Origin of the sequence: Capnocytophaga sp. oral taxon 324 str. F0483, from assembly GCF_000318315.2 — a bacterium.
Classification (GTDB): domain Bacteria; phylum Bacteroidota; class Bacteroidia; order Flavobacteriales; family Flavobacteriaceae; genus Capnocytophaga; species Capnocytophaga ochracea.
Genome location: NZ_KB291535.1, coordinates 107,329 through 128,817, shown reverse-complemented (window position 1 = coordinate 128,817; position 21,489 = coordinate 107,329). Strand labels below are relative to the sequence as shown.

At 39.1% G+C, this 21,489-nt stretch carries 15 protein-coding genes; 13 read left to right on the top strand and 2 right to left on the bottom strand.

Features of this window, described 5'->3' with window-relative positions; all coding sequences use genetic code 11:
- Nucleotides 1-3 precede the first annotated feature (3 nt).
- The 13 genes from HMPREF9072_RS10875 (at nt 4) to dld (ending at nt 15,193) form a co-directional block, all read left to right on the top strand.
- A complete protein-coding gene (locus tag HMPREF9072_RS10875; RefSeq protein ID WP_009750632.1) occupies nt 4-1,287 on the top strand; it encodes a DUF1735 and LamG domain-containing protein in 1,284 nt (427 codons plus the stop codon).
- Between the two features lie 13 nt (nt 1,288-1,300).
- Nucleotides 1,301-2,302, top strand: a complete 1,002-nt coding sequence (locus HMPREF9072_RS10870; RefSeq protein WP_009411766.1) for a hypothetical protein — start codon at nt 1,301-1,303, stop codon at nt 2,300-2,302.
- Nucleotides 2,303-2,536: 234 nt separating this feature from the next.
- A complete protein-coding gene (locus HMPREF9072_RS10865) occupies nt 2,537-2,818 on the top strand; it encodes a hypothetical protein (protein ID WP_009411765.1) in 282 nt (93 codons plus the stop codon).
- A 100-nt stretch (nt 2,819-2,918) separates the two neighbouring features.
- Nucleotides 2,919-5,261, top strand: coding sequence for a TonB-dependent receptor plug domain-containing protein (locus tag HMPREF9072_RS10860; protein ID WP_009411764.1), 2,343 nt, complete (start codon nt 2,919-2,921; stop codon nt 5,259-5,261).
- A gap of 11 nt (nt 5,262-5,272) precedes the next feature.
- Nucleotides 5,273-6,013, top strand: coding sequence for a hypothetical protein (locus HMPREF9072_RS10855; RefSeq protein WP_009411763.1), 741 nt, complete (start codon nt 5,273-5,275; stop codon nt 6,011-6,013).
- A 66-nt stretch (nt 6,014-6,079) separates the two neighbouring features.
- Complete coding sequence (locus tag HMPREF9072_RS10850; protein WP_009411762.1) at nt 6,080-7,018, top strand: hypothetical protein; 939 nt, start codon at nt 6,080-6,082, stop codon at nt 7,016-7,018.
- Between the two features lie 468 nt (nt 7,019-7,486).
- Nucleotides 7,487-9,112, top strand: a complete 1,626-nt coding sequence (gene pruA / locus HMPREF9072_RS10845) for an L-glutamate gamma-semialdehyde dehydrogenase (protein ID WP_009411761.1) — start codon at nt 7,487-7,489, stop codon at nt 9,110-9,112.
- Nucleotides 9,113-9,295: 183 nt separating this feature from the next.
- Nucleotides 9,296-10,975: a putative transporter gene (locus HMPREF9072_RS10840; RefSeq protein WP_009411760.1), complete on the top strand. Its 1,680-nt coding sequence runs from the start codon at nt 9,296-9,298 to the stop codon at nt 10,973-10,975.
- Between the two features lie 47 nt (nt 10,976-11,022).
- The gene (locus tag HMPREF9072_RS12380) at nt 11,023-11,175 is read left to right on the top strand and encodes a hypothetical protein (protein WP_009411759.1); all 153 of its coding nucleotides are present in this window, start codon (nt 11,023-11,025) and stop codon (nt 11,173-11,175) included.
- An 11-nt stretch (nt 11,176-11,186) separates the two neighbouring features.
- Nucleotides 11,187-11,957, top strand: a complete 771-nt coding sequence (locus tag HMPREF9072_RS10830; protein ID WP_002671062.1) for a ParA family protein — start codon at nt 11,187-11,189, stop codon at nt 11,955-11,957.
- Nucleotides 11,957-12,889 carry a ParB/RepB/Spo0J family partition protein gene (locus tag HMPREF9072_RS10825; RefSeq protein WP_009411758.1) on the top strand — a complete coding sequence of 311 codons (933 nt, stop codon included), beginning with the start codon at nt 11,957-11,959 and terminating at the stop codon, nt 12,887-12,889. Before HMPREF9072_RS10830 ends, HMPREF9072_RS10825 begins: the two co-directional genes overlap by 1 nt.
- The gene (locus HMPREF9072_RS10820) at nt 12,882-13,502 is read left to right on the top strand and encodes a DUF5683 domain-containing protein (RefSeq protein ID WP_009411757.1); all 621 of its coding nucleotides are present in this window, start codon (nt 12,882-12,884) and stop codon (nt 13,500-13,502) included. Before HMPREF9072_RS10825 ends, HMPREF9072_RS10820 begins: the two co-directional genes overlap by 8 nt.
- The gene (dld, locus tag HMPREF9072_RS10815) at nt 13,502-15,193 is read left to right on the top strand and encodes a D-lactate dehydrogenase (RefSeq protein WP_009411756.1); all 1,692 of its coding nucleotides are present in this window, start codon (nt 13,502-13,504) and stop codon (nt 15,191-15,193) included. The genes HMPREF9072_RS10820 and dld overlap by 1 nt, the downstream gene beginning before the upstream one ends.
- A gap of 76 nt (nt 15,194-15,269) precedes the next feature.
- Here dld and HMPREF9072_RS10810 read toward each other — a convergent pair whose 3' ends face one another.
- Both HMPREF9072_RS10810 and HMPREF9072_RS10805 read right to left on the bottom strand, forming a co-directional pair.
- Nucleotides 15,270-19,160 carry a response regulator gene (locus HMPREF9072_RS10810; RefSeq protein WP_009411755.1) on the bottom strand — a complete coding sequence of 1,297 codons (3,891 nt, stop codon included), beginning with the start codon at nt 19,158-19,160 and terminating at the stop codon, nt 15,270-15,272.
- Between the two features lie 4 nt (nt 19,161-19,164).
- The gene (locus HMPREF9072_RS10805) at nt 19,165-21,213 is read right to left on the bottom strand and encodes an HD family phosphohydrolase (protein ID WP_009411754.1); all 2,049 of its coding nucleotides are present in this window, start codon (nt 21,211-21,213) and stop codon (nt 19,165-19,167) included.
- Between the last annotated feature and the right edge of the window lie 276 nt (nt 21,214-21,489).

The window sequence follows — 21,489 nt, the reverse complement described above, 5'->3', positions numbered from 1 at the left end:
GCTATGAAAAAGATTTTAATATTAACAATTGGGGTACTTACTGTTATAGCTTGTGAAAAACTACCTAATACCTCAGGGGTTACTCCTCAAAAAGTAGTTCTTTTTGACAATCCTGCTGTTTCTACCATAAAGGTTAAAGACGATAGTGGTAGTGAAAAAGCCACCGAAATAAAAGTCCGTTTAGCTAACCCTGTATCACAAGATACTTACTACCAAGTAACCCTCGATGCCACAGTGATAGATAACTATAATCAGGCTAATAAGGTGGATTATGAATTGTTACCTGCTAATGTGATAGAAATGAGTTATACAGGTAATGGTACTTCTCAAACAGGCAATAGTTTTAAAGTACTTATTCCTAAGGGACAACAGGTCTCCACTGGCAAATTGCAATTTAACATCAAAGCTTTAAAAGACGCACAAGGCAATAAATTATCAGGAGCTAATAACTATGCTGTAGCTGTGCGTTTACACCCTCTCGATGGCAACATCATAGCCCAAGGGGATAGAAAAACCGCTTTATTTTTATTGAATCGTTCATTTAAAACCAAAGTAGCATATCTAAGAAACAGAGCTTTCCACGCTATCTATGGTAAAAATACAGGTAAACAAGAAAGTGGTAAAACATATGAAAAAGATGTAAAACTCACCGCTTGGACAATGCAGTATTCTATTGCTCCTGTAAATGCATCAAATAATGCAGGTTTGATGTACCCCAATGGTCGTGCTGATTCTAATTCAGCTCTATACAATGTGTTATATGGTGGTTCTTTTACTATAATGAATAGCGGTTTGAAATTAGGTTTTAATACTCCCAAGGGTACAGGATTTAAATTTAATGCTGTGAGTGGTACTCCTACTGCCGACAAATGGTATCACATAGCAGTAGTATACGAAGAAAACAACGATAGCCCTTACTTGAAAATTTATGTAAATGGAGAATTGATGTTTGATTCTGTTGCTCCTGCCAAAATACACGATTTTCCTATTCTTTGCTTTGGTAATGGCAATCTCAATGCCTATGTGCGCGAAATGCGTTTGTGGAGTAAAGCCCTTACACAAGGACAGGTAGTTGCAACTCAAAACTTCGTAAAACCTGATAGTGAAGGTTTAGAACTCTATGTCCCCTATAACGAAGACCCTTGGGAAACAGAAGGCAATGAAAAAGTAATTAAAAATGCTTCTACTAACCCTCATAAAAAAATGCCTGAAAAATGGTATGTACATAAAATAGGTGTAGAAGAAAAATTACCTACCGTTGATTATAATACAGAAGTAGAATTTTAAAAAAGCTAAAACAATGAAAAGAATATATTTATTAGGGGCACTACTTACAGCTGTTTTAGCTATAAGTTGTACCCCCGACACCAAAGAACTTGATGTACTAAAAGAACCTGCACCCACTGTCCCACAAGTGAGTAACCCTCCTGTTGATCTTTCTAAAACCTTAGTTATCTTTTCGCCTAACGAAACAATAGAAAAGATATTTAGAGATCCTACCTCCAAGACTATCAGTGCTACCACTTTCACTTTCACCCCTAAGTTTGCCAAACGTGCCTTACAAAACGGTGAAGTAATTAATCTAAAAATTGAAACCGAAAAAGTGAGCTATGAGCGCAGTCTCCCTGAGGGATCTTTCACCATTGAAAAAGCTGAATTGAGCTCTGGTACAGTTTCTGAAACTTTTAAAGTAACGCTTAAACCCTATGCCTTTAAAGATTTGGACATCACCAAGGAATATACTTTACGTTTCCGTGTGAAAGTAACTAGTACTACTCCTACTGATTTGCCTGTAGCCACTTCTGACCAAGATTCAGCATATCGTATTAAAATTAGTTTTACAGAAGAAGAGTACCCGCAAGGAGATAATATAGAACTAATAAATGCTGATACTATTGATGACGACAAAAAATTGGATAGTAATAAATATACTTTTGATTCTAATTATAAGTCTGATAGATTAGGAGCTCTTAAAGATGAAAATTATAACACAAATTGGTGGATTAATACTGAAGAAGAAGTATATTTAAAAACAACTTTCACAGAAGAAACAACAGTAAGAGGAGTTATCATTGTACAAAATCAAAGATGGGCAGAAAATAAAACTATTGGGGGAGTAGATATATATGCAACTCCTGATAATATAAAGGAATATTTGCAAGGTACTTACACACGTGATGAACACAGAAAAAAACTTTGTATAAAGTTCAAAGTTCCTATCAAAATAAGAACATTAACGTTTAAAAACTTTAAAAAATATAATAATCAGTACATTGATGTTTATGAAGTAGAGTTTTTTTAAAAAGTAACCTTTATTGATTATTAATTTTTCTAAAAAACAATGCTTGTTTTTTTAGTAAGCCATAGTAGAAATCTTTTCTACTATGGCTTTTTATTAGTAAGAATTTGTTCAAACTAAAATTTATCGCTCTATTATATTTTGCAATTCACAATTATTTTGTAATTTTGCATCTTGAAAACTATGAAAAGACAATCGTTACACACGCGCATCTTCGCCTTTCTGCTACTGTTTTGTATGCTGAAAGTAGCCTTTCCAGTGGGTGAATTCTTTCATAATCACCACACTCAGGAAGAGTTATGCGCTATAGCTACCGGCGATAAGTGTCATCACAACGCTCACCTTTCAGCGGTAGACACTCATCACGATTGTATTTTTGTACAACTGCATCAATTCTTTGCTCCTTCATTTTTTATCTATCTATTCTTAGAGCAAAGTGCAACAGCAGTATTCTTCTTTATCGAAAAAGGCTTTCCTCAAAGCACCTTTACTATCTTTTCAAGAGGTCCTCCGATGTAATTAGCTGATGAGTTAATTAGTAAATTAGCAAAAGAGGAGTCATTCCTCTTCTTACCCAGCTTGCTAATTTTCAAATTCCCAAAATTTTCAAATTGATTTTATGCAAAAGATATTCAGTCTTCTGCTACTCAGTTGTGCATTCTCGCTATATGCGCAAGAAACCTTGCAACTGCAAATAGAAGACACTCAAAAACTACCCTTAGGCAATGCGGTAGTGCATTTCGTTGGAAAGCACTTTATAAGCGATGCCGATGGAAAGGTAACGATAAAAAAACTCAGCAAGGGCTCTTACCCTATCAAAGTAACCTATTTAGGCTATCACGATTACGAAAGTACTGTAATCATTCCACACTCACAACCTCTTGTGATTGTAATGAAAGAAGCAGTGAGCGTACTCGAAGGGACTACCGTATCAGGACATACAACTCAACAGTATGTGAGAGGCTTAACTCCATCTATCATATCCATTTCGCTCAAAAGAAATAGCTTGATAGACAAACAAGGCGACGATTTAGCCAAAGTGCTCACCTCTATATCGGGAGTATCGATGATACAAACAGGCGCGACTATTGCCAAACCGGTAATTCACGGCTTGCACAGCAATCGTATCTTAATTCTCAACAACGAAGTGCGCCAAGAAGGACAACAATGGGGTGCCGACCACGCTCCCGAAATCGACCCTTTGGTAGCCGACCAAATAACGGTGGTAAAAGGTGCTGAATCGGTGCGTTATGGCTCTGATGCCTTAGGTGGAGTGATTCTCATAGAACAAAAAAAACTCCCTTATAGCGACGGTCTGCACGCCAACTTAGCTTCTTCGTTTGGCTCTAACGGACGCAAATTGAGTACTACGTTAAAAGTCGAAAGTTCAGTCCCCGAGTTACCTTCTTGGGCGTGGCGTGTACAAGGAACTTTGAAACGTTCAGGCGACATCAGTACAGCTAATTACCTACTGAATAACACTGCTGCTCGTGAAGCCAATTTCTCAGTAGCGACAGGCGTTCAGAAGGAAAAAGGCACTGCTGAAATATTTTACAGTAGGTATGAGAACGAAAGCAGTGTGTTCTACGGTTCGCATATTGGGAATTTAGACGATTTGCTCGCTCGGTTCGAAATTGGGAGACCGCTTACCACTTATCCGTTTTCGTATAGCATCAATGCGCCCAAGCAAAAAGTAGTGCACCACCTGTTAAAAGGTAAAGCGTTCTATTTCTTGCCCTTCGGAGGAAAACTCACCGCACAATACGCTTTTCAGAAAGATATTCGTCAGGAGTTCAGTGTTCGCCGAATGGACAGAACCCGCATTCCAGCCTTAAATATGGAGCTCACTACCCACGCACTCGATGTGTATTGGGAAAACGCTTACAGCAAATGGAAGAGTACCATAGGGGGTAGTTTCAACAAGCAGGACAACTACAACCAACCCGGTACGGGGGTAGTACCTGTAATCCCTAACTATGCTTCACTTAGTTATGGTGCTTTTGCAATACAACGTTTTCAGCGAGATGCTTGGTTATTAGAAGCAGGTGTGCGTTACGACTATAAGTACCTCAATGCCGATGGTTATGATATGTACTCACAGCGTTACGGAGGCGAACACAACTTCCATAATCTCACCTATACCTTAGGAGGAACAATGCCTCTCTCGCGAGTTTCACAACTGAAATCTAACATAGGCGTGGCGTGGCGTGCTCCTCAGGTGAACGAACTGTACAGTAGCGGACTTCATCACGGCGCAGGCACTTATGATTTAGGTGACGATAAGCTCGAATCAGAAACAGGAGTGAAGTGGGTTACCTCTCTTTTGCTAAACAATGAGAATAAACGTTGGAATGTAAATCTCGACCTTTATATCCAATATATTAAGAATTACATTTACGATTATCCTACCGGCGAAGTACAAACCCTCTTTTCAGGCGTGTATCCTATCTTTCAGTACACCCAAGCCAATGCGTTTTTTAGAGGCGCTGACCTCGATGCTACTGTTCGTTTGTTAAACAAAAACAGAGTAGCACAAGTAGGCAATCCTACAAGTTTAGACTACCATTTGAAAGCCTCAGTAGTATGGGCTAACGAAGTGAAGACGGGACGTTACTTTCCGTTTATCCCTGCCCCTCGTTTGAGTCAGTCGCTAGAATATAACAAAACGTACCGCAACAGTTTATTAAGCCGTATGAGTGCTAGCATAGGGCATACTTTTGTAGCCAAGCAAACACGCTTTGAGCCCTCACAAGAGTTAGTACCTACTACTCCCGATGCCTATCACCTTTTCGAGGCGAGCATAGGAGGTACTTTGGATATAGGCAAACGCCAAACCCTGGACATAAGGTTATCTGCCGAAAACCTTTTTAATACTGAATATAAGGAATACACCAATCGTTTTAGGTATTATGCCCACGATTTGGGTAGAAACGTATATTTAAGAATAAATTACAATTTTTAAACACTATTAAAATGAAAAAGATATCTTATTATTTAAAAGCTATTAGTCTAATAGCATTAGTATGTTTTACAATGGGCAGTTGTAGTAAAGACAACACTAAACCCACTCGTCCAACCGATGAAACCAAAGACAGAGGGCACGATATGCCCGACAAAGTGCAGTTTATCATTACCAATTTAGGAACTAACGAGGTGCAAGAGCGCACCGCCGACAAATCAGCTAAAGGAATAGTGTATGACATCACCGAGCCTATAAAATGGCAAGTGGGACACGAATACCGTTTCGAGATTGTCTATTACAACAATGGAGCTCGTATGAACCACGAGTTTGTAAGTGCCAAAATGGCTCCTATCCATCAGCACTTCTTTCAGTTATTTCAGGGGGAGTATCCTAAAGATGAAGCAGGAAGAACCGCTATGGTAACGGCTATGAACAAAGCCCTAAGCTATGTATATCAGGATACCGACCCCGAAAATGGTACTTACGGCACACAAGGAGTGAAATTGCGCTTGCGCACTTGGGATAAAACCAACCCTGAGCAACGCGACCCTATTGGATTAAAAGGCGTCTTTCACATCAAAGACGACGCTACCGCAGGTGATTACAAGTTGCGCATCAAGTTAGCACACTTTCTTATTGCTAATAAGCTCAACCCTAAAACTCAAGAAGAGCGTCCATACAACGTAGTGGAGTATTCTAACGCCTTTCAATTAGACTCCGATATGATACTCCCTATACAAATTATTCGTTAGCTGTGTGTATTATGAACTTTGCTAATACATTATTTACAAAACAATAACTTTTAATATTAAAAAACGATGAAAAGAATATATTATATCTTAAAAATCAGTTTATTTTTACTATTTGTAACAATAACCCTAAATTCTTGCAGTAAGGACAAAGACCCAGAAAACCCTATTATTACAGACCCTACTGAATTTGCGTGGAGCAAACTCGAAGTGCGCTTTACCAAAGGGCATTCTCACGGCTATTTTCACGGAAACCCCGATTATCCTGTGAAATACCTCAAAACAGTACAACGTTTCTATTTTAATAACATAAATGGAGTGCCTACACCTGCTACCGATAACCCTACTGCTATCCGCTGGGAAGGAACTGATGTAGTGGCTGATAATCACCACGATGAAGATGAGGACGAAGATGCTCTTCACAATCATCAGCACAATGCAGGCGTGAGCTTATACGGTATAGAATTGATTTTTTACGACAAAGACGGCAAGCGTGTAAATGCACAACTGAGCACTGGTGATGCTCCTAATCACTACCAATTCTTCTTTATCGCAAATAATTTTGCAGCAGTAGCCAGCAATACAACTGTGCCTACCCAAGCTGAAGCACTCGACTACAAATATCGTGATACTAATCCTGAAGAGTTGTACATCAAAGGCGGTGGTTTTGATAAAAACCCTAATGCCCCTAAAGGGGAGCTTAGAAAAGAACAGATAGGGTTAAAAGGTTTCTTTGAAGTAAAGAGAACCTATATAAACTTCGATTTGCAAATCGTATTAGGTGTTTTCGCCACCAAGCCCGCAAATCTAGCCTATAATACTGTGCCTGCTAATAAAGTGTTAGATATAAAAATACCTATACATATCTACACAGACCTTTTGCGAGAAGACAAGACGGTAGAAGATGCAATGCGCGAGTTTGGCGTTAGTAAAGCCGAAATAAAAAAAGATCAAGACGACATTATAGCTTCTGATCTTTCTCCTGAAAGCAGTGGTACCTTTTTATAAATTTGTGCATATCACTTAGCAATAATAAAAGAGACTGTTCCTTAAAAAAGAACAGTCTCTTTTTTAAACAATAAGTAAAGCTAATAAAACCAGTTTATACTCGTTTTACTCCTATTACCCTCCATTTATTCTATATCTGTCCGTGTGTTTTGCACCGTTCATTGTTCGTCTTTTGTTCGTCTTAGCTTTGCTCTTTCTTCAAATAAACATTGATATTCAGATACATTTTCCTCCTCAAAATATTTTTCTCTCTTTACTTTTCTTAAAAATATCTCAACTTGCTCACAGCATAAAAAGTTATCAAACGAGTTAAAACAATTGTACGAAGTTATAACACACCTTTTACTCTCTACCTTTTATCTTTCACCCAAATTGAGAAATTATCTCATCAAAATTTGCACATTCAAATAATTGTTGTAATTTAGCCGAAATTTTCGAATTGTATCAACAACTAAAAACAACTATACTATGGGAAAAGGATTTTTTAAGGTTCCTAAAGCTACCAACGAACCCGTAAAAAGTTATGCGCCAGGAAGTACTGAGCGTGAGGCTGTACTACAAGCCTATAAAGAATTGTGGAATACTAAAGTAGATGCCCCTCTCTATATTGGAGGTGAAGCCGTACGTACAGGTCAGACAGGTGAAATGCATTCCCCTCACGACCATAAGCACTCATTGGGTGTTTACCACAAAGCGAGCAAAGAACACGTGCAACAAGCCATCGAAGCAGCGCTAAAGGCGCGTACTCATTGGGCTAACCTTGCGTGGGAAGAACGCGCTGCTATCTTTTTAAAAGCTGCCGACCTCATTGCAGGTCCTTACCGTGCTAAAATGAACGCTGCTACTATGATAGCGCAGTCTAAAACAGTACACCAAGCCGAAATAGATTCTGCTTGCGAGCTGATAGACTTCTTGCGCTTTAATGTGCAGTTTATGGCTAATATTTATAACGACCAGCCTAACTCTTCCGAAGGCGTATGGAATCGTGTAGAATACCGTCCGTTGGAAGGTTTTGTATATGCTGTCACGCCTTTTAACTTCACCGCTATCTCAGGCAACCTCCCTACCAGTGCTGCCCTTATGGGAAATGTAGTCATTTGGAAGCCTAGTACTTCACAAATATTTTCCGCTGAAATGATAGTAGAAGTCCTCAGAAAAGCAGGTTTACCCGATGGTGTTATCAACGTATTGCACGGCGATGCAGCTATGATTACCGATACTGTTTTAGCAAGCCCTCATTTTGCAGGTATTCATTTTACAGGTTCTACCGAAGTATTCCAAGATATTTGGAAAAAGATAGGCAACAATATTCACCTCTATCACTCTTATCCTAAAATTGTAGGTGAAACAGGTGGTAAAGACTTTATCATCGCCCACCCAAGTGCTTGCCCCAAACAAGTAGCTACGGCTATTACTCGTGGAGCTTTTGAATATCAAGGACAAAAATGTAGTGCCGCTTCTCGCGTGTACTTACCTAAATCGAAGGCAGACGAAACGCTGAAATTGGTAAAAAAAGATGTACTCTCTTTCAAAATGGGTTCTCCTGAAAACTTTGAGAACTTCATCACTGCGGTAATTCACGAACATTCTTTCGATAAATTAGCTAAATATATAGACCAAGCTAAAAAAGACAAAGATGCCGAGATTTTTGTAGGTGGTGGATATGATAAAAGCAAAGGATACTTTATAGAACCTACCGTGATTGTAACCACCAATCCACATTACACCACTATGGAAACCGAACTTTTTGGACCTGTAGTAACCGTGTATGTATATGATGACTCTAAATGGGAAGAAACCTTGAAACTCGTTGATGAAACTTCAGTTTATGCACTCACAGGAGCTGTATTTGGTACTTGTCGTTATGCGTTAGACGAAGCAGTAAAAGTACTCGAAAACGCAGCGGGTAATTTCTATATCAACGATAAACCTACAGGAGCCGTAGTGGGGCAACAACCTTTCGGTGGTGCACGCTCCTCAGGTACTAACGACAAAGCTGGGTCTGCCCAAAACCTATTGCGCTGGGTATCGCCACGCCTTATCAAAGAAACTTTTGTACCACCAGTAGACTATCGTTATCCATTCTTAGGATAATAAATAAAATTTTAACTTTGCCAAAGTTCTCAGCCCGTGCGGCTCGCACCTTTGGCAAAGTTTCTCTTAAATCTATATAAAAACAGTTCCCTTACAAACACTTGTATTTGTGGATTGTCCCTCTTCGGGGGGTCGGGGGCTTAATTAATCATTAAACACTAAACATTAATCATTAGACATTAAATGGAATGGCTTTGGAACTTGATGACTAACCACGAGAGTGTGGCTTACACTGTGATAGTGTATAGCGTGGTCATCGCAGTAGGAGTTGCTTTAGGAAAAATTAAAATATTTGGCATCTCTTTTGGTATTGCTTGGGTACTTTTCGCAGGTATCGCTATGGCCGAATTAGGATTCACTGTAAACCCCCATATTCAACATTTTGTAAAAGAGTTCGGATTGATTCTATTCGTCTACACCATCGGACTACAAGTAGGCCCTGGCTTTTTTGCCTCCTTCCAAAAAGAAGGCATTAAATTCAATCTCTTGGCAGTACTCTCTATTGTGAGTTGTGTACTTACTGTAATTGCTATCCACTACATCACCCAGACCGATATGGGAACCTTGGTAGGTATAATGTCAGGTGCCGTAACCAATACCCCAGGGTTAGGAGCTGCTCAAGCTACTTTAGAAGATGTATTTAAAGGCGACCCAGCTACAATGCCGAACCTCTCTACCGCCTATGCTGTTGCTTATCCTTTTGGGGTGTTAGGAATTATCTTGGTAATGTTAGGGCTCAAAGCCTTCTTAAAAGTGAATTTAGATGTTGAAAAACGTTTAAATTCTGTACGTCACTCTAAAGACCAAGTAGTGATCAATCGATTCGCGATAAAAGTAAGCAATCCTGCCCTCTTTGGTAAAAAATTAAGTGTTATCAAACAAACTCTTGATTTCGACTTTACCATCTCGCGTATGTGTAGAAAAGGAGAGATTATATTAGCTAGTGCCGACACACTGATAGAAGAAGGCGACATCGTACTGATAGTAGCTAACCAAAAAGAAAATGAGAAGTTTTTGACCCTAATAGGTGACAGCGTTTCCATTTTGGATTATTTCCCTGATGTAAAAGATATGCGCTATACTTCACGCCGTATCAACGTTACCCAACGTGCTATTTTCACTAAAACTCTTGCAGAGCTCGATGTACGCAAACGTTTTGGAGTAACCATCACTCGTGTATATCGTGCAGGTATTGAGTTCGTGCCCGCTGCCGATACTAAATTACAGTTTGGTGATACCATTACTGTAATAGGCGATGAATCGCACATACAACTCGTAAGCAAAGAGTTCGGTAATTCTAAACGACGTATGCAAACCCCTCACATAGCCGAACTCTTTATGGGTATTACTCTTGGTGTATTATTAGGAAGCATTCCGTTTGCTATCCCTGGCATACCTGTACCTGTAAAATTAGGGTTAGCGGGAGGCCCTCTGATTGTCGCCATTCTCATCAGCCGTTATGGCGGTAAATTCTCAGTAACTCACTACGTATCGCAAAGTGCCAACCTGATGGTACGAGAGATAGGTATTGTGCTCTTTCTTGCCAGTGTGGGCTTAGACGCAGGAGCTACTTTTATAGAAACTATTTTGCACGGACAAGGCTTGTACTGGATGTGTTTAGGAGCACTCATCACTCTTATACCACTTATTATCACCTCTTTAGTAGCACGATTTAAAGCAAAATTAGACTATTTGGGTATCTGCGGATTACTCTCTGGAGCTTCAACCGACCCGCCAGCTTTGGCTTTTGCTAATGATATGTCGAACTCCGAGATTCCCGCACTCACTTATGCAAGTGTATATCCGCTTACTACATTCTTGCGAATAATGGTAGCACAATTATTGATTGTATTTTTTGTGTGACGTTTCAAAAAAAGTTGTACTTTTGCCCTCTGAAAGAATAAAATATTATGTTTGAAAATATGATGGATATGGTGGGCAAACCCCAAGAAATCAATGATTTTTTGATAGTTACCTTAAACAAATCCATTAAGAGAGCGACCGATAAAAATGAAGCTACCTTGGCTGAAGTAGCCAAACAAGGGCTTCCGTTTAACTTTTAAAATATAAATCTATGGGTAAAATAATAGCTATTGCAAACCAAAAAGGAGGAGTAGGTAAAACCACTACTTCCGTGAACTTAGCCGCCGCATTGGGCGTATTGGAGAAAAAAGTATTACTCATCGATGCCGACCCGCAGGCAAATGCTACTTCTGGCATAGGTATTGATGTAGATTCTATTGAGCACGGTACTTACGAGCTTTTGGAACACACTATGGAGGCTAAAGATATGATTGTTCATACCAGTTCTCCTAATCTCGACCTTATTGCTGCTCACATCAACTTAGTGGCTATTGAGATTGAGCTCGTAGACAAAGAACAACGAGAATATATGCTCAAAAAAGCCTTAGAGCCTATCAAAGACCAGTACGATTACATTTTGATAGACTGTGCACCCTCGTTGGGACTTATCACCCTGAATGCTCTTACAGCAGCTAACTCGGTGATTATACCTATCCAGTGTGAGTATTTCGCTTTGGAAGGGTTGGGTAAACTTCTCAATACTATTAAAAGTGTACAAAAAACCTTTAATCCCAATTTGGATATCGAAGGCTTATTACTCACTATGTACGATGCGCGCTTACGTTTGTCTAACCAAGTAGTAGAAGAGGTACAAAAACACTTCAGCGATATGGTATTCAAAACCATTATCCAGCGTAATGTGCGCCTTAGTGAAGCACCTAGTTTTGGTGAAACTATCATCAACTACGATGCTACTAGCAAAGGAGCTACCAATCACATCAACTTAGCTCAAGAGATTATAGATAAAAACAAAACAGTATAATGACAAAACCTGCTAAAAAACCTGCCTTGGGGAGAGGTATTTCAGCTATTTTTGGCAATAGCCCCGAAGTGGCTATTAATTCTATCAAAGATAAAAATGCCGATAAGATTGTAGGAAATATCATAGAACTTGAACTCGACCTGATAGAAACAAACCCTTTTCAGCCTCGTACTTCTTTTAATGAAGAAGAGCTACAAGGGCTCGCTTCCTCTATTGAGGAATTAGGGGTAGTGCAACCTATCACTGTACGCAAACTCGACGGAGAAAACAAATATCAACTCATTTCGGGCGAACGCCGTTTCAGAGCTTCTAAATTAGCTGGACTGAAAACCATTCCTGCCTATATTCGCATTGCCGATGACAACGAGTCACTCACAATGGCTTTGGTTGAAAATATCCAACGCCAGGATTTAGACCCTATAGAAATTGCACTTTCTTACCAACAACTCATCGAGCAGGTGAATCTCACTCAAGACCAAATGAGCAAACGTGTGGGCAAGAAACGTTCTACCATTACAAACTATTTGCGTTTGCTCAAACTCGCTCCTATCATTCAAACAGGCATACGCGACGGATTCATTTCTATGGGGCACGGTCGTGCAATAATCGCCATAGAAAACCCTGAACAACAAGCAGAAGTATACCAGCGTATCATTTCCGATAACCTATCAGTGCGTGATACCGAAGAGTTAGTGCGCCACTTGCAAAACTCCGAAACACCTAATGTGGTAAGTATTCAAATCCCTAAAAGCAATAGTAAAACTGAAGTACCTACTTATATCAAAGAAAATATGAGTAGTTTTAATCATTTTTTTGGTACTAAAGTTACTGTAAAGATGAGCAAGAACGGCAAAGGTAGCCTTACCATTCCTTTTAGTTCAGAGGAAGATTTCAAACGTATTCAAAGTTTATTACACAAAAAGGATGAGTAGAAAGATTGTTTTGATAATAGCCCTACTTATGGGAGTGGGTATTTCGTATGCACAAGACGATACAGAGGAAGTGGTAAAAACACCCTCAGACTCTGTGCAGATAGCTGTTATGCAAGACAATATGAAAAAAGTCCCTTGGAATACCGACCCTCTTTCGCCTGCTAAAGCCGCCTTCTATTCAGCGGTTATCCCAGGTTTAGGTCAGATATACAACAAGAGCTATTGGAAAGTACCTTTGGTGTATATTGCTATCGGTACCCCAATATACTTCTACATACAAAACTCTAAGGAATACGATCGTTACCTCACTGCCTACAAACGTCGTCAACAAGGATTTACCGATGATGAATTTTATGGCACTACCCCCAGTGGACAACCGCGTCTCAGTACCGATGGATTAAGACGAGGCATACAGTTCTATCGTCGTAATAAAGAGCTTTCTATTCTTATAGGGATAGGCTTATATGCCCTGAATATCATCGAGGCGAATGTCGATGCACATCTCAAACAATTCAATGTAGATGAACGCCTCACAGTGGAACCTTTCATTCAACACGATTTCCTCACACAGCCCCAATTTGGCTTGACACTCAACTATAAATCCAAGAAATAATGACCACACAAAATCTATTAGAAACCTTGCGCCACATTGTTGGTGCAAAGTACGTTATTACCGACCCTTCAAAAACTGAACGTTACCGCACTGGGTATCGTTTTGGTACCGGAAATGCAATTGCCGTGGTGCGTCCCGCTACTTTGTGGGAACAGTGGCAAGTACTTGAAGCTTGTGTAGCAGCTGATGTGATTGTAATTTCACAAGCTGCCAATACAGGTATCACGGGAGGATCTAATCCTTTTGGTAACGATTACGACCGCGATGTAGTAATCATCAACACAATGCGTAATGACAATATTCAGCTTATTCTTGATGCTAAGCAAGCTATATGTCTTACAGGAGCAACACTCAACCACTTGGAACAAGAGTTAAAACTCCATAACCGCGAACCTCATTCAGTAATAGGCTCCTCTTGCATTGGGGCTTCAGTTATTGGAGGCGTGTGTAACAACTCTGGCGGTTCTTTAGTACAACGTGGTCCTGCTTATACTGAAATGGCTCTCTATGCCCAACGCAATGCCAACGGTAAATTAGAACTCATTAATCACTTAGGTATTGATTTAGGAAGCTCTCCTAAGGAAATACTTACCAATCTGCAAGAGGGTAGATACCAAGCAAAGGATATTCACACTTCTGACAAGAAAGGACACGATCACGACTATTGTAACCACGTACGTGAGATTAATGCCAATACGCCTGCTCGCTTCAATGCCGACCCAGCTCGCTTATACGAAGCTTCAGGTAGCGCAGGTCGTTTAGGAGTTTTTGCCGTACGCGTGGATACTTTCCCTGCCGAGAAAAAAACAGCTGTATTCTATATAGGTACTAACAACACAGCGGTACTTACCAAATTGCGCCGTGATATGCTCGGTACTTTCGAAGAAATTCCTATTTCTGGCGAGTATATTCACCATACCGCCTTTGATATCGCTGCTAAATACGGTAAAGATACTTTTTGGTATATCAAAAATGTAGGTACTGAATACTTACCCAAGCTCTTTTCTCTCAAAGCGTGGGGCGACCGCGTAGCCAAAAAACTACCTTTTATGCCCAACCATTTCAGTGAAAAATTCTTGCAATTCACCTCTAAACTAATGCCTCAACACCTCCCCAAAATATTGTGGGATTACCGCAACCAATACGAGCACCATCTCATTTTAAAAATGGGAGGCAAAGGGGTAGACGAAGCTAGAGCTTATTTGCAAAAAGAATTTGCCGATAGCACTAAAGGAGCTTATATAGGGTGTGATGCCAAACTTGCACAAGCAGCAATGCTCTTGCGCTTTGCAGTGGCTTCAGCAGCTATTCGCTATCGTTCCGTACACGAAGATGAGGTAGAAGATATCGTTGCTTTAGACATCGCTTTGCGTCGCAATGATGAAGATTGGTTTGAAAAGCTTCCTCCTGAACTCGACGCTAAGATACTTTACAAATTGTACTATGGACACTTTATGTGCCACGTATTCCATCAAGATTACGTGATTAAGAAAGGTTACAACTGTGAGGAAATAGAAGAAGAGATGCTCAAAATATTAGACACTCGTGGCGCACAATATCCTGCAGAACACAATGTAGGGCATTTATATCACGCTAACGACGACCTTAAGAACTTTTACAACTCTCTTGACCCTACCAATAGCTTTAACCCAGGTATTGGTAAGACCTCTAAGAAAAAAGATTGGAAATAGAAACTCATAGTATTACATATTTAGAGAGGCTACCTCAAAAAGTTTTGAGGTAGCCTCTCTTTTTTGTTTTTCTTTATCACTTCATACCTTCTCTATAATCACGTGGCGTTATTTTAGTAGCTTGTTTAAAAACCGTACTAAAATACTTAGAAGAATTAAATCCTACTTCAAAAGCTATATCAGTAACTGATTTTTCTGTTTGTTTTAAGAGCTGGCAAGCTACTTCTATGCGATACTTATTGATATATTCACTAATACCAATGCCTGTAATTTGTTTCATTTTATTATACACCGAAGCACGACTCATTGCCATTGCTTCAGAAATCATTGTTACATCTAAGTCGATATTACTATAGTGTTTTTTGATGATTTCATTAAGTTTTATCATAAACACTTCGTCAGCATTGCTGATAGTAGTAAGTGCAGGTGAAGGAATCAATAGTTCTTTTTCATAACGTTGCTTGATGAGCTCTTTTTGTTTGAGCAAATTACCTATTACTGAAAGCAAAAGGTCTATATCAAAAGGTTTAGAGAGATAAGCATCGGCACCTAATTTATAGCCTATCTTTTGACTTTCGGTATCACTTTTAGCAGTGAGTAATATTACGGGAATATGACTGATTTGCAAATGCTCTTTCACCTCTTTACACAACTGATAACCATTCATTACAGGCATCATCACATCGCTGATGATAATATCGGGCTGGTGCGTTTTTAATAACAACAAAGCCTCCTCACCATTTACTGCTTTTAAAACGCTTTTAAACAATGGACGAAGTTCATCATAAAGATAGTTTAAAAAATCAGGATTATCATCTACCAAGAGTACAGAATACATAGAGGTATCCATAGTTACTGCTATCTTCTCTGGGGCTTCAGTTTGTTCTTCTTCACCTTCAAACTTGTGAAGGACGCCCTCAGTGCTATGAGAGTAAGGTAATTCTACATAAAAAACTGTTTGCTCTTCTTCATCTTGATAAGCTCCAATAGTACCGAGATGTTTCTCTACTAATTCTTTACAATAAGCCAACCCTATACCACTACCTCGCTGGTTGTGTTTTCCTTGTTCAAAACGAGTAAAGAGCTTATCCATATCAATATTATGCAATCCTATACCGGTATTTTCTACTTGAAAACGCACTTTTTGTTCGTTATAACTACTGCGAATGTGTATAGTAGAATACTCATTACTAAACTTTACTGCATTCATTAGTAAGTTAGAAAGGACTACCCTTATTTTGGCACTATCTAACTCTACAGGGGGTAGATTTTTATCGAGATGTAGTTCTAAACTTATATGCTTTGTTTCAAATTCTTGTTCAAAATCTTTAGCACTATCGGTGATAAGGTGATTCAAATCAGTATAGGCTTTGGTGAGTGTATTTTCTAACGAAGTATTACGGTTATAGTCTAATACCCAATTGATAATATTCTTCATAGTAGTAGCTTGACGGAAAGCACTCTCTAACTGGGTTTTCTGTGAACGCGTGAGTTTACCACTCTCGGTATGATTAAGCAGACGCTTTAACGGTGCATAAATGAGGGTAAGAGGCGTGCGCAATTCGTGACTTACATTGGTGAGGAATTGTATTTTATCTTCATTGAGTTCCTGCTGATGCAAAGCTATTTGCCATTTGAGTTGTTGCTTTTTACGACGCAAATAACCCCACATTACACCTGCAATAATAGCCAACAAAAGCAAAGAAACTCCTACCAAAAAAGAAGTGCGTTGATACCACACAGGAAGCACTTCGAAGTTGAGCAATGAGGTATCTTTCGTCCAATAGCCATTTTTAGTCATACAAGCGACTTCTACTTGGTATTTTCCTACTGAAAGCAAAGAGATATCTAAACTATTGTCATAGGTTTCAATCACCGAAGTTTGGGCGTTATTTTTAATCTTAAAACGGAAGAGTATGCGCCTAAACATATCTTTTTCATTCAATCCTACATTTAGTTTTAAGGTTTTGAAATAAGGGGGTACCTCTTTAGGAAAGTTTTCGGCGGTGTATATTTTGCCGTTCAATTCTATATTTTGTAAAAAGAGTAAAGGAGTACTACTCTCTTCGGTGTGAATATTCTTATTTATCTTCACAAAACCTCCAACTCCTCCCATATAGATGTAAGGGGAAGGCAACAACTGTACATAGCCTGTAAGCACATCGTTGTGGAGAAAGCCATCAGAATCGTCCCAAATCATTATCTTCTTATCGGGAATATGATAAGAAAACAGTACATTGGAAGCATTAATCCACAAACGCTGTTCAGTATCGAGTTGCATATAGCTAATTTGGTGGAACATATTATCGGTTCCTACGGCACTGAGCTTCTTTTGTGGTATCGCATAACTAAATAACCCATTGGAAGTAGCAATCCAAAGGGTGTGATGAACTTTATCATTGCATACTGCACTAATAGTATACCCCTCATTAAGGGTTAAATAACGTGTTATCTTAGCTTCCGATAACTTCATTTGGTAGAGTACATTTCCTTTGGAGAGAAATAAAGTATCACCTTGTTGTGCTTTGAGCTGTAAGGCATTTTTAGGAGTAAGTCCTTCGGCAAAAGAAATTTTATTAAACTCTTTGTTTTGAAGATTATACAGATAGGTATTTTTAGCTGTAATGAGTATTTTATCTTTATCAATATGATATACAAAGGGAGTAAAGCCTGCGTGACACTCTTGCTGGTCAGTAGCTTCATCGATGAGCAAGAAAGGAGTATAGGAACGACTCAGAATATTATATATGAAAAGACCTTTGCCATAGAGAGAGACTAACAACTCATTAGGTGAAAAGTAGGTTATAGAAGAGACCTTATCGTTATACGTATTGGTATGATGTACAAATTGTTCTGTTTTGGGATTAAAAGCATTGATACCTCCTCCATCGGTGCCTATCCATATGATGCCATTGGGAGCTTCGAATAAACTTATCACAGCGCGTTCACTTAACCCATTGCTACTTCCTAACGCACTATCGGTATAAGTCTTGATATAGGTTTCTTTAAAGAGAAAAACACCATCGCGCACTGTACCTGCCCAAAGGTTATGATTAGGGTCTTCATAAAGCACTGTAATGGAATTGACTGGCAAGGAATGTATATTACCGGCACTATGCTGAATATTGTAAAAAGTGTTCTTCTCAGGACTAAAAACCGATACTCCTCCCCCATCGGTGGCTAACCATATATTGCCTTTATAAGGCTTGATATCTAAGATAATATCATTGGGCAAAAGAGTATTGTGAGTATCGTAATGCGAGCGCAATTCACCTGCAAGGGTAGTACGAAAAAGCCCTTTTTGAAAAATAGAATAATACACTTCTTTGCGTTGTGCATCATAATACAAAGAACTCAGTGGGCTTGTATTTTCAATAAACAAACTCAACAGTTCTGAGGTAAGAGAATACTTATAAATACCATCGTTTTCAGTACCTACAAGAAAGGTTGTATTATCAACAGGACATAGATAGGTAATGAGGCATTCTTTATCTTTTGTTTTAGGTTCTTTCCTCAAAGGCAAACGCCCTATATTTTTAGTTTTGTAGTTATACTGGTAGATAGCACTATATCCACCAAAGTAAACCCCTTGCTCAGTAGCACAAATAGAGAAGAGTTGTTGCTGGATTTTAGAGGTAAAAGTATCTTTATTTGGGTCGTATTGCCATACGCCTTTATCGGTTACAGCCCAAAGGTTATGCTGGGTATCTTCATAAAGATGATAGATGTAAGACTCAGTATACCTTTTGATATGATTACGGTCTACCCTATTGATACCCTGACGAGTACCTATCCACAAAATTCCCTTATGGTCACGTACAATAGCGGTAACGCCCGATTGAGAAAGACCGTGTTCAATGGAAATACGTTTAAAATAGTATTCCGTAGGGTTTTGCCCGTAGATTACCCACGTAAAAAAAAGTAAGATACAAGTGCCAAGCACCGATGATAGTTTTATTATCTTCATTGGGTTATTCAGGGTATTCGATGCGTACGTGATAGATATTGGTAAGTTTGCTTTTAAATATGCGTTTGATAGCTTCGATTTCTTTGAAAGATATATCGGAATTGGCAAACTGATTATCGTCTAATTGTTTTTTGATAATACGGTCTACAAACTCATTGAGAGCTTCGAAGGTAGGATTTTTGAGGCTCTTAGTAGCTGCTTCAACCGAATCAGCCATCATAAGAATAGCGGTTTCTTTGGAGAAAGGAATAGGACCTGGATAACGGAAATCTTCTTCCTTAGTACCTTCGGGATTTAAGTCTAAGGCTTTGCGATAGAAATAATAAGTAAGACTACGCCCGTGATGGGTTTTAATAAAATCGATAATGCGTTTGGGCAGTTTGTTTTTATGAGCGAGTTCTACTCCATCGGCTACGTGCTTGATAATCACCTTAGCGCTTTGTTCAGGAGTAAGCTGGTCGTGAGGGTTGAGGCTTGTTTTTTGGTTTTCGGTAAAGTAAATAGGGTTTTCCATCTTACCGATGTCGTGATAGAGGGCTCCTACACGTACCAAGAGGGTATTAGCTCCAATCTCGGCAGCAGCAGCTTCGGCAAGATTAGCCACTTGCATAGAGTGCTGGAAGGTGCCTGGAGCTTTTTCGGAAAGCTGACGCAAGAGCTTGGTATTCGTATCGGAGAGTTCTAAGAGAGAGACATCGGAAACTAAGCCAAAAGTACGTTCGTAAATATATGTAAAGGGTTGCGAAAAGAGAATACCAATACCATTGAGGATAAAAAGAGTAAGTAGAGAGATATCGAGCCCTTTGAGTGTTCCTTCGGTAATGGTGTGGAAAGCAATATAAATAATTAAATAGGCAGCCGTGATGAGTCCCGCCGATACAAAACTGCTCAATCGGTAGTGCATTCCCTTAGGGGTGAGAATGATAGCCATAGCAGCCACAATCTGTATGAATACAAACTGGAAGCTATTGGGCACAATAAAGCCTGTGATGAGTATGGTGCTGATATACACAAAGAGGACGGTACGCAAATCGAAAAATGACTTGAGAATGAGCACCATCATTCCTACGGGGACAATATAGATATAATCGGGAAAATACCTTGAAATGAGCCCTACGAAAAGAATCATACTGAGCATATTGAGTAAGATAACACTCAATTTAAGGTTGCTTTTATATAATTTATTTTCGTATATTTTTAAGTATAACGCCATCAGTAGCAATACCATAGCTACTAACGTGTAATAACCTAAAAGCGACCAATTATAGTTGTTCTGACTCCACGTCTGGGTTTCGTACTCGTCTCTGAGCGACAACAAAGTATTCAGTTTTTCGCCCTCTACCAATTCACCTTTGGCAATGATGAGTTTCCCTTTATTTACCCAACCGCGCGTATAGACTATCTCTTTAAGGTTTTGAGTAAGCGCTTTTTGAGTGAAATTTTGGTCGATTACGAGGTTAGGAGTAAGGATTTCAAAGAAAAGGTCGTAGTAATTTTTGTGATACTCATTATAAGGGGCGGTATCGAAATAGTTTTTAATAGCTGTTGCCAACTGTTGAAGATATAACACACGTTCGGCAGGCACTTCTACTATTTGATTGTTATGCTTGATAATGAAGATTTCAGAAGGGCTAAACGCAGGCTGATTGAGCATCACTCCATTGCGATAGCTTTCCGCTAAAAAAGCCTCAGCTTTTTTAAGCAAGAGTTCTCGTTTATCGTCGGGCAGATGTTTAAAATAAGCGTACTTTTTCTGTTCAAACTTTTGCTTAGCACTCACAAAAGCGGTAGTATCTTGCTTGTAATACACCGTAGATTGGTTGGTTATTTGTTGTTTTTCGGCTTTTATTTGCTCTTCTGTTTTCTTTAAGGGAAAATCAAAAGGGGCATATAGGTTCTCGTGTTGCCAAAGCTCTCCTTTGCGAAATTCGTATTTAAATTTTGCTTTTTCGGGAAATACTTGCAAGATGAGTACTAAGGCTATAGCAAAGGCTAAAACCTTGAACACAAGTGATTTTTTAACAAATGCTTTGATATTTTTGAGCGTTATCATCGTTTTTCCTTTCTCAAATGTAGATGTAAATGCAATGCAAAGATAAGAAATAATTTTTTAATACCAAAAATGCTAATAATACCAGAAAATGAGAAAATGAGAAAATGAGGAAATGAGAAAATGAGGTGCGAGCCGCACAGGCAGTTAAATTAGCAAATGGGGAAGGGTTGAGAGATTCGAAATATATCGGAGAGATTCGGAAGATGGTTAAGAGGGATTTTGGTAAAAAAAGGCTATAAGGAGGGTAGGGGTAGCTTATAGAGAGCTTATAGGAAG

Coding starts and splice junctions, on each gene's coding strand:
- HMPREF9072_RS10875 (WP_009750632.1), top strand. CDS start 4: ATGAAAAAGATTTTAATATTAACAATTGGGGTACTTACTGTTATAGCT.
- HMPREF9072_RS10870 (WP_009411766.1), top strand. CDS start 1,301: ATGAAAAGAATATATTTATTAGGGGCACTACTTACAGCTGTTTTAGCT.
- HMPREF9072_RS10865 (WP_009411765.1), top strand. CDS start 2,537: ATGCTGAAAGTAGCCTTTCCAGTGGGTGAATTCTTTCATAATCACCAC.
- HMPREF9072_RS10860 (WP_009411764.1), top strand. CDS start 2,919: ATGCAAAAGATATTCAGTCTTCTGCTACTCAGTTGTGCATTCTCGCTA.
- HMPREF9072_RS10855 (WP_009411763.1), top strand. CDS start 5,273: ATGAAAAAGATATCTTATTATTTAAAAGCTATTAGTCTAATAGCATTA.
- HMPREF9072_RS10850 (WP_009411762.1), top strand. CDS start 6,080: ATGAAAAGAATATATTATATCTTAAAAATCAGTTTATTTTTACTATTT.
- pruA (WP_009411761.1), top strand. CDS start 7,487: ATGGGAAAAGGATTTTTTAAGGTTCCTAAAGCTACCAACGAACCCGTA.
- HMPREF9072_RS10840 (WP_009411760.1), top strand. CDS start 9,296: ATGGAATGGCTTTGGAACTTGATGACTAACCACGAGAGTGTGGCTTAC.
- HMPREF9072_RS12380 (WP_009411759.1), top strand. CDS start 11,023: ATGTTTGAAAATATGATGGATATGGTGGGCAAACCCCAAGAAATCAAT.
- HMPREF9072_RS10830 (WP_002671062.1), top strand. CDS start 11,187: ATGGGTAAAATAATAGCTATTGCAAACCAAAAAGGAGGAGTAGGTAAA.
- HMPREF9072_RS10825 (WP_009411758.1), top strand. CDS start 11,957: ATGACAAAACCTGCTAAAAAACCTGCCTTGGGGAGAGGTATTTCAGCT.
- HMPREF9072_RS10820 (WP_009411757.1), top strand. CDS start 12,882: ATGAGTAGAAAGATTGTTTTGATAATAGCCCTACTTATGGGAGTGGGT.
- dld (WP_009411756.1), top strand. CDS start 13,502: ATGACCACACAAAATCTATTAGAAACCTTGCGCCACATTGTTGGTGCA.
- HMPREF9072_RS10810 (WP_009411755.1), bottom strand. CDS start 19,160: ATGAAGATAATAAAACTATCATCGGTGCTTGGCACTTGTATCTTACTT.
- HMPREF9072_RS10805 (WP_009411754.1), bottom strand. CDS start 21,213: ATGATAACGCTCAAAAATATCAAAGCATTTGTTAAAAAATCACTTGTG.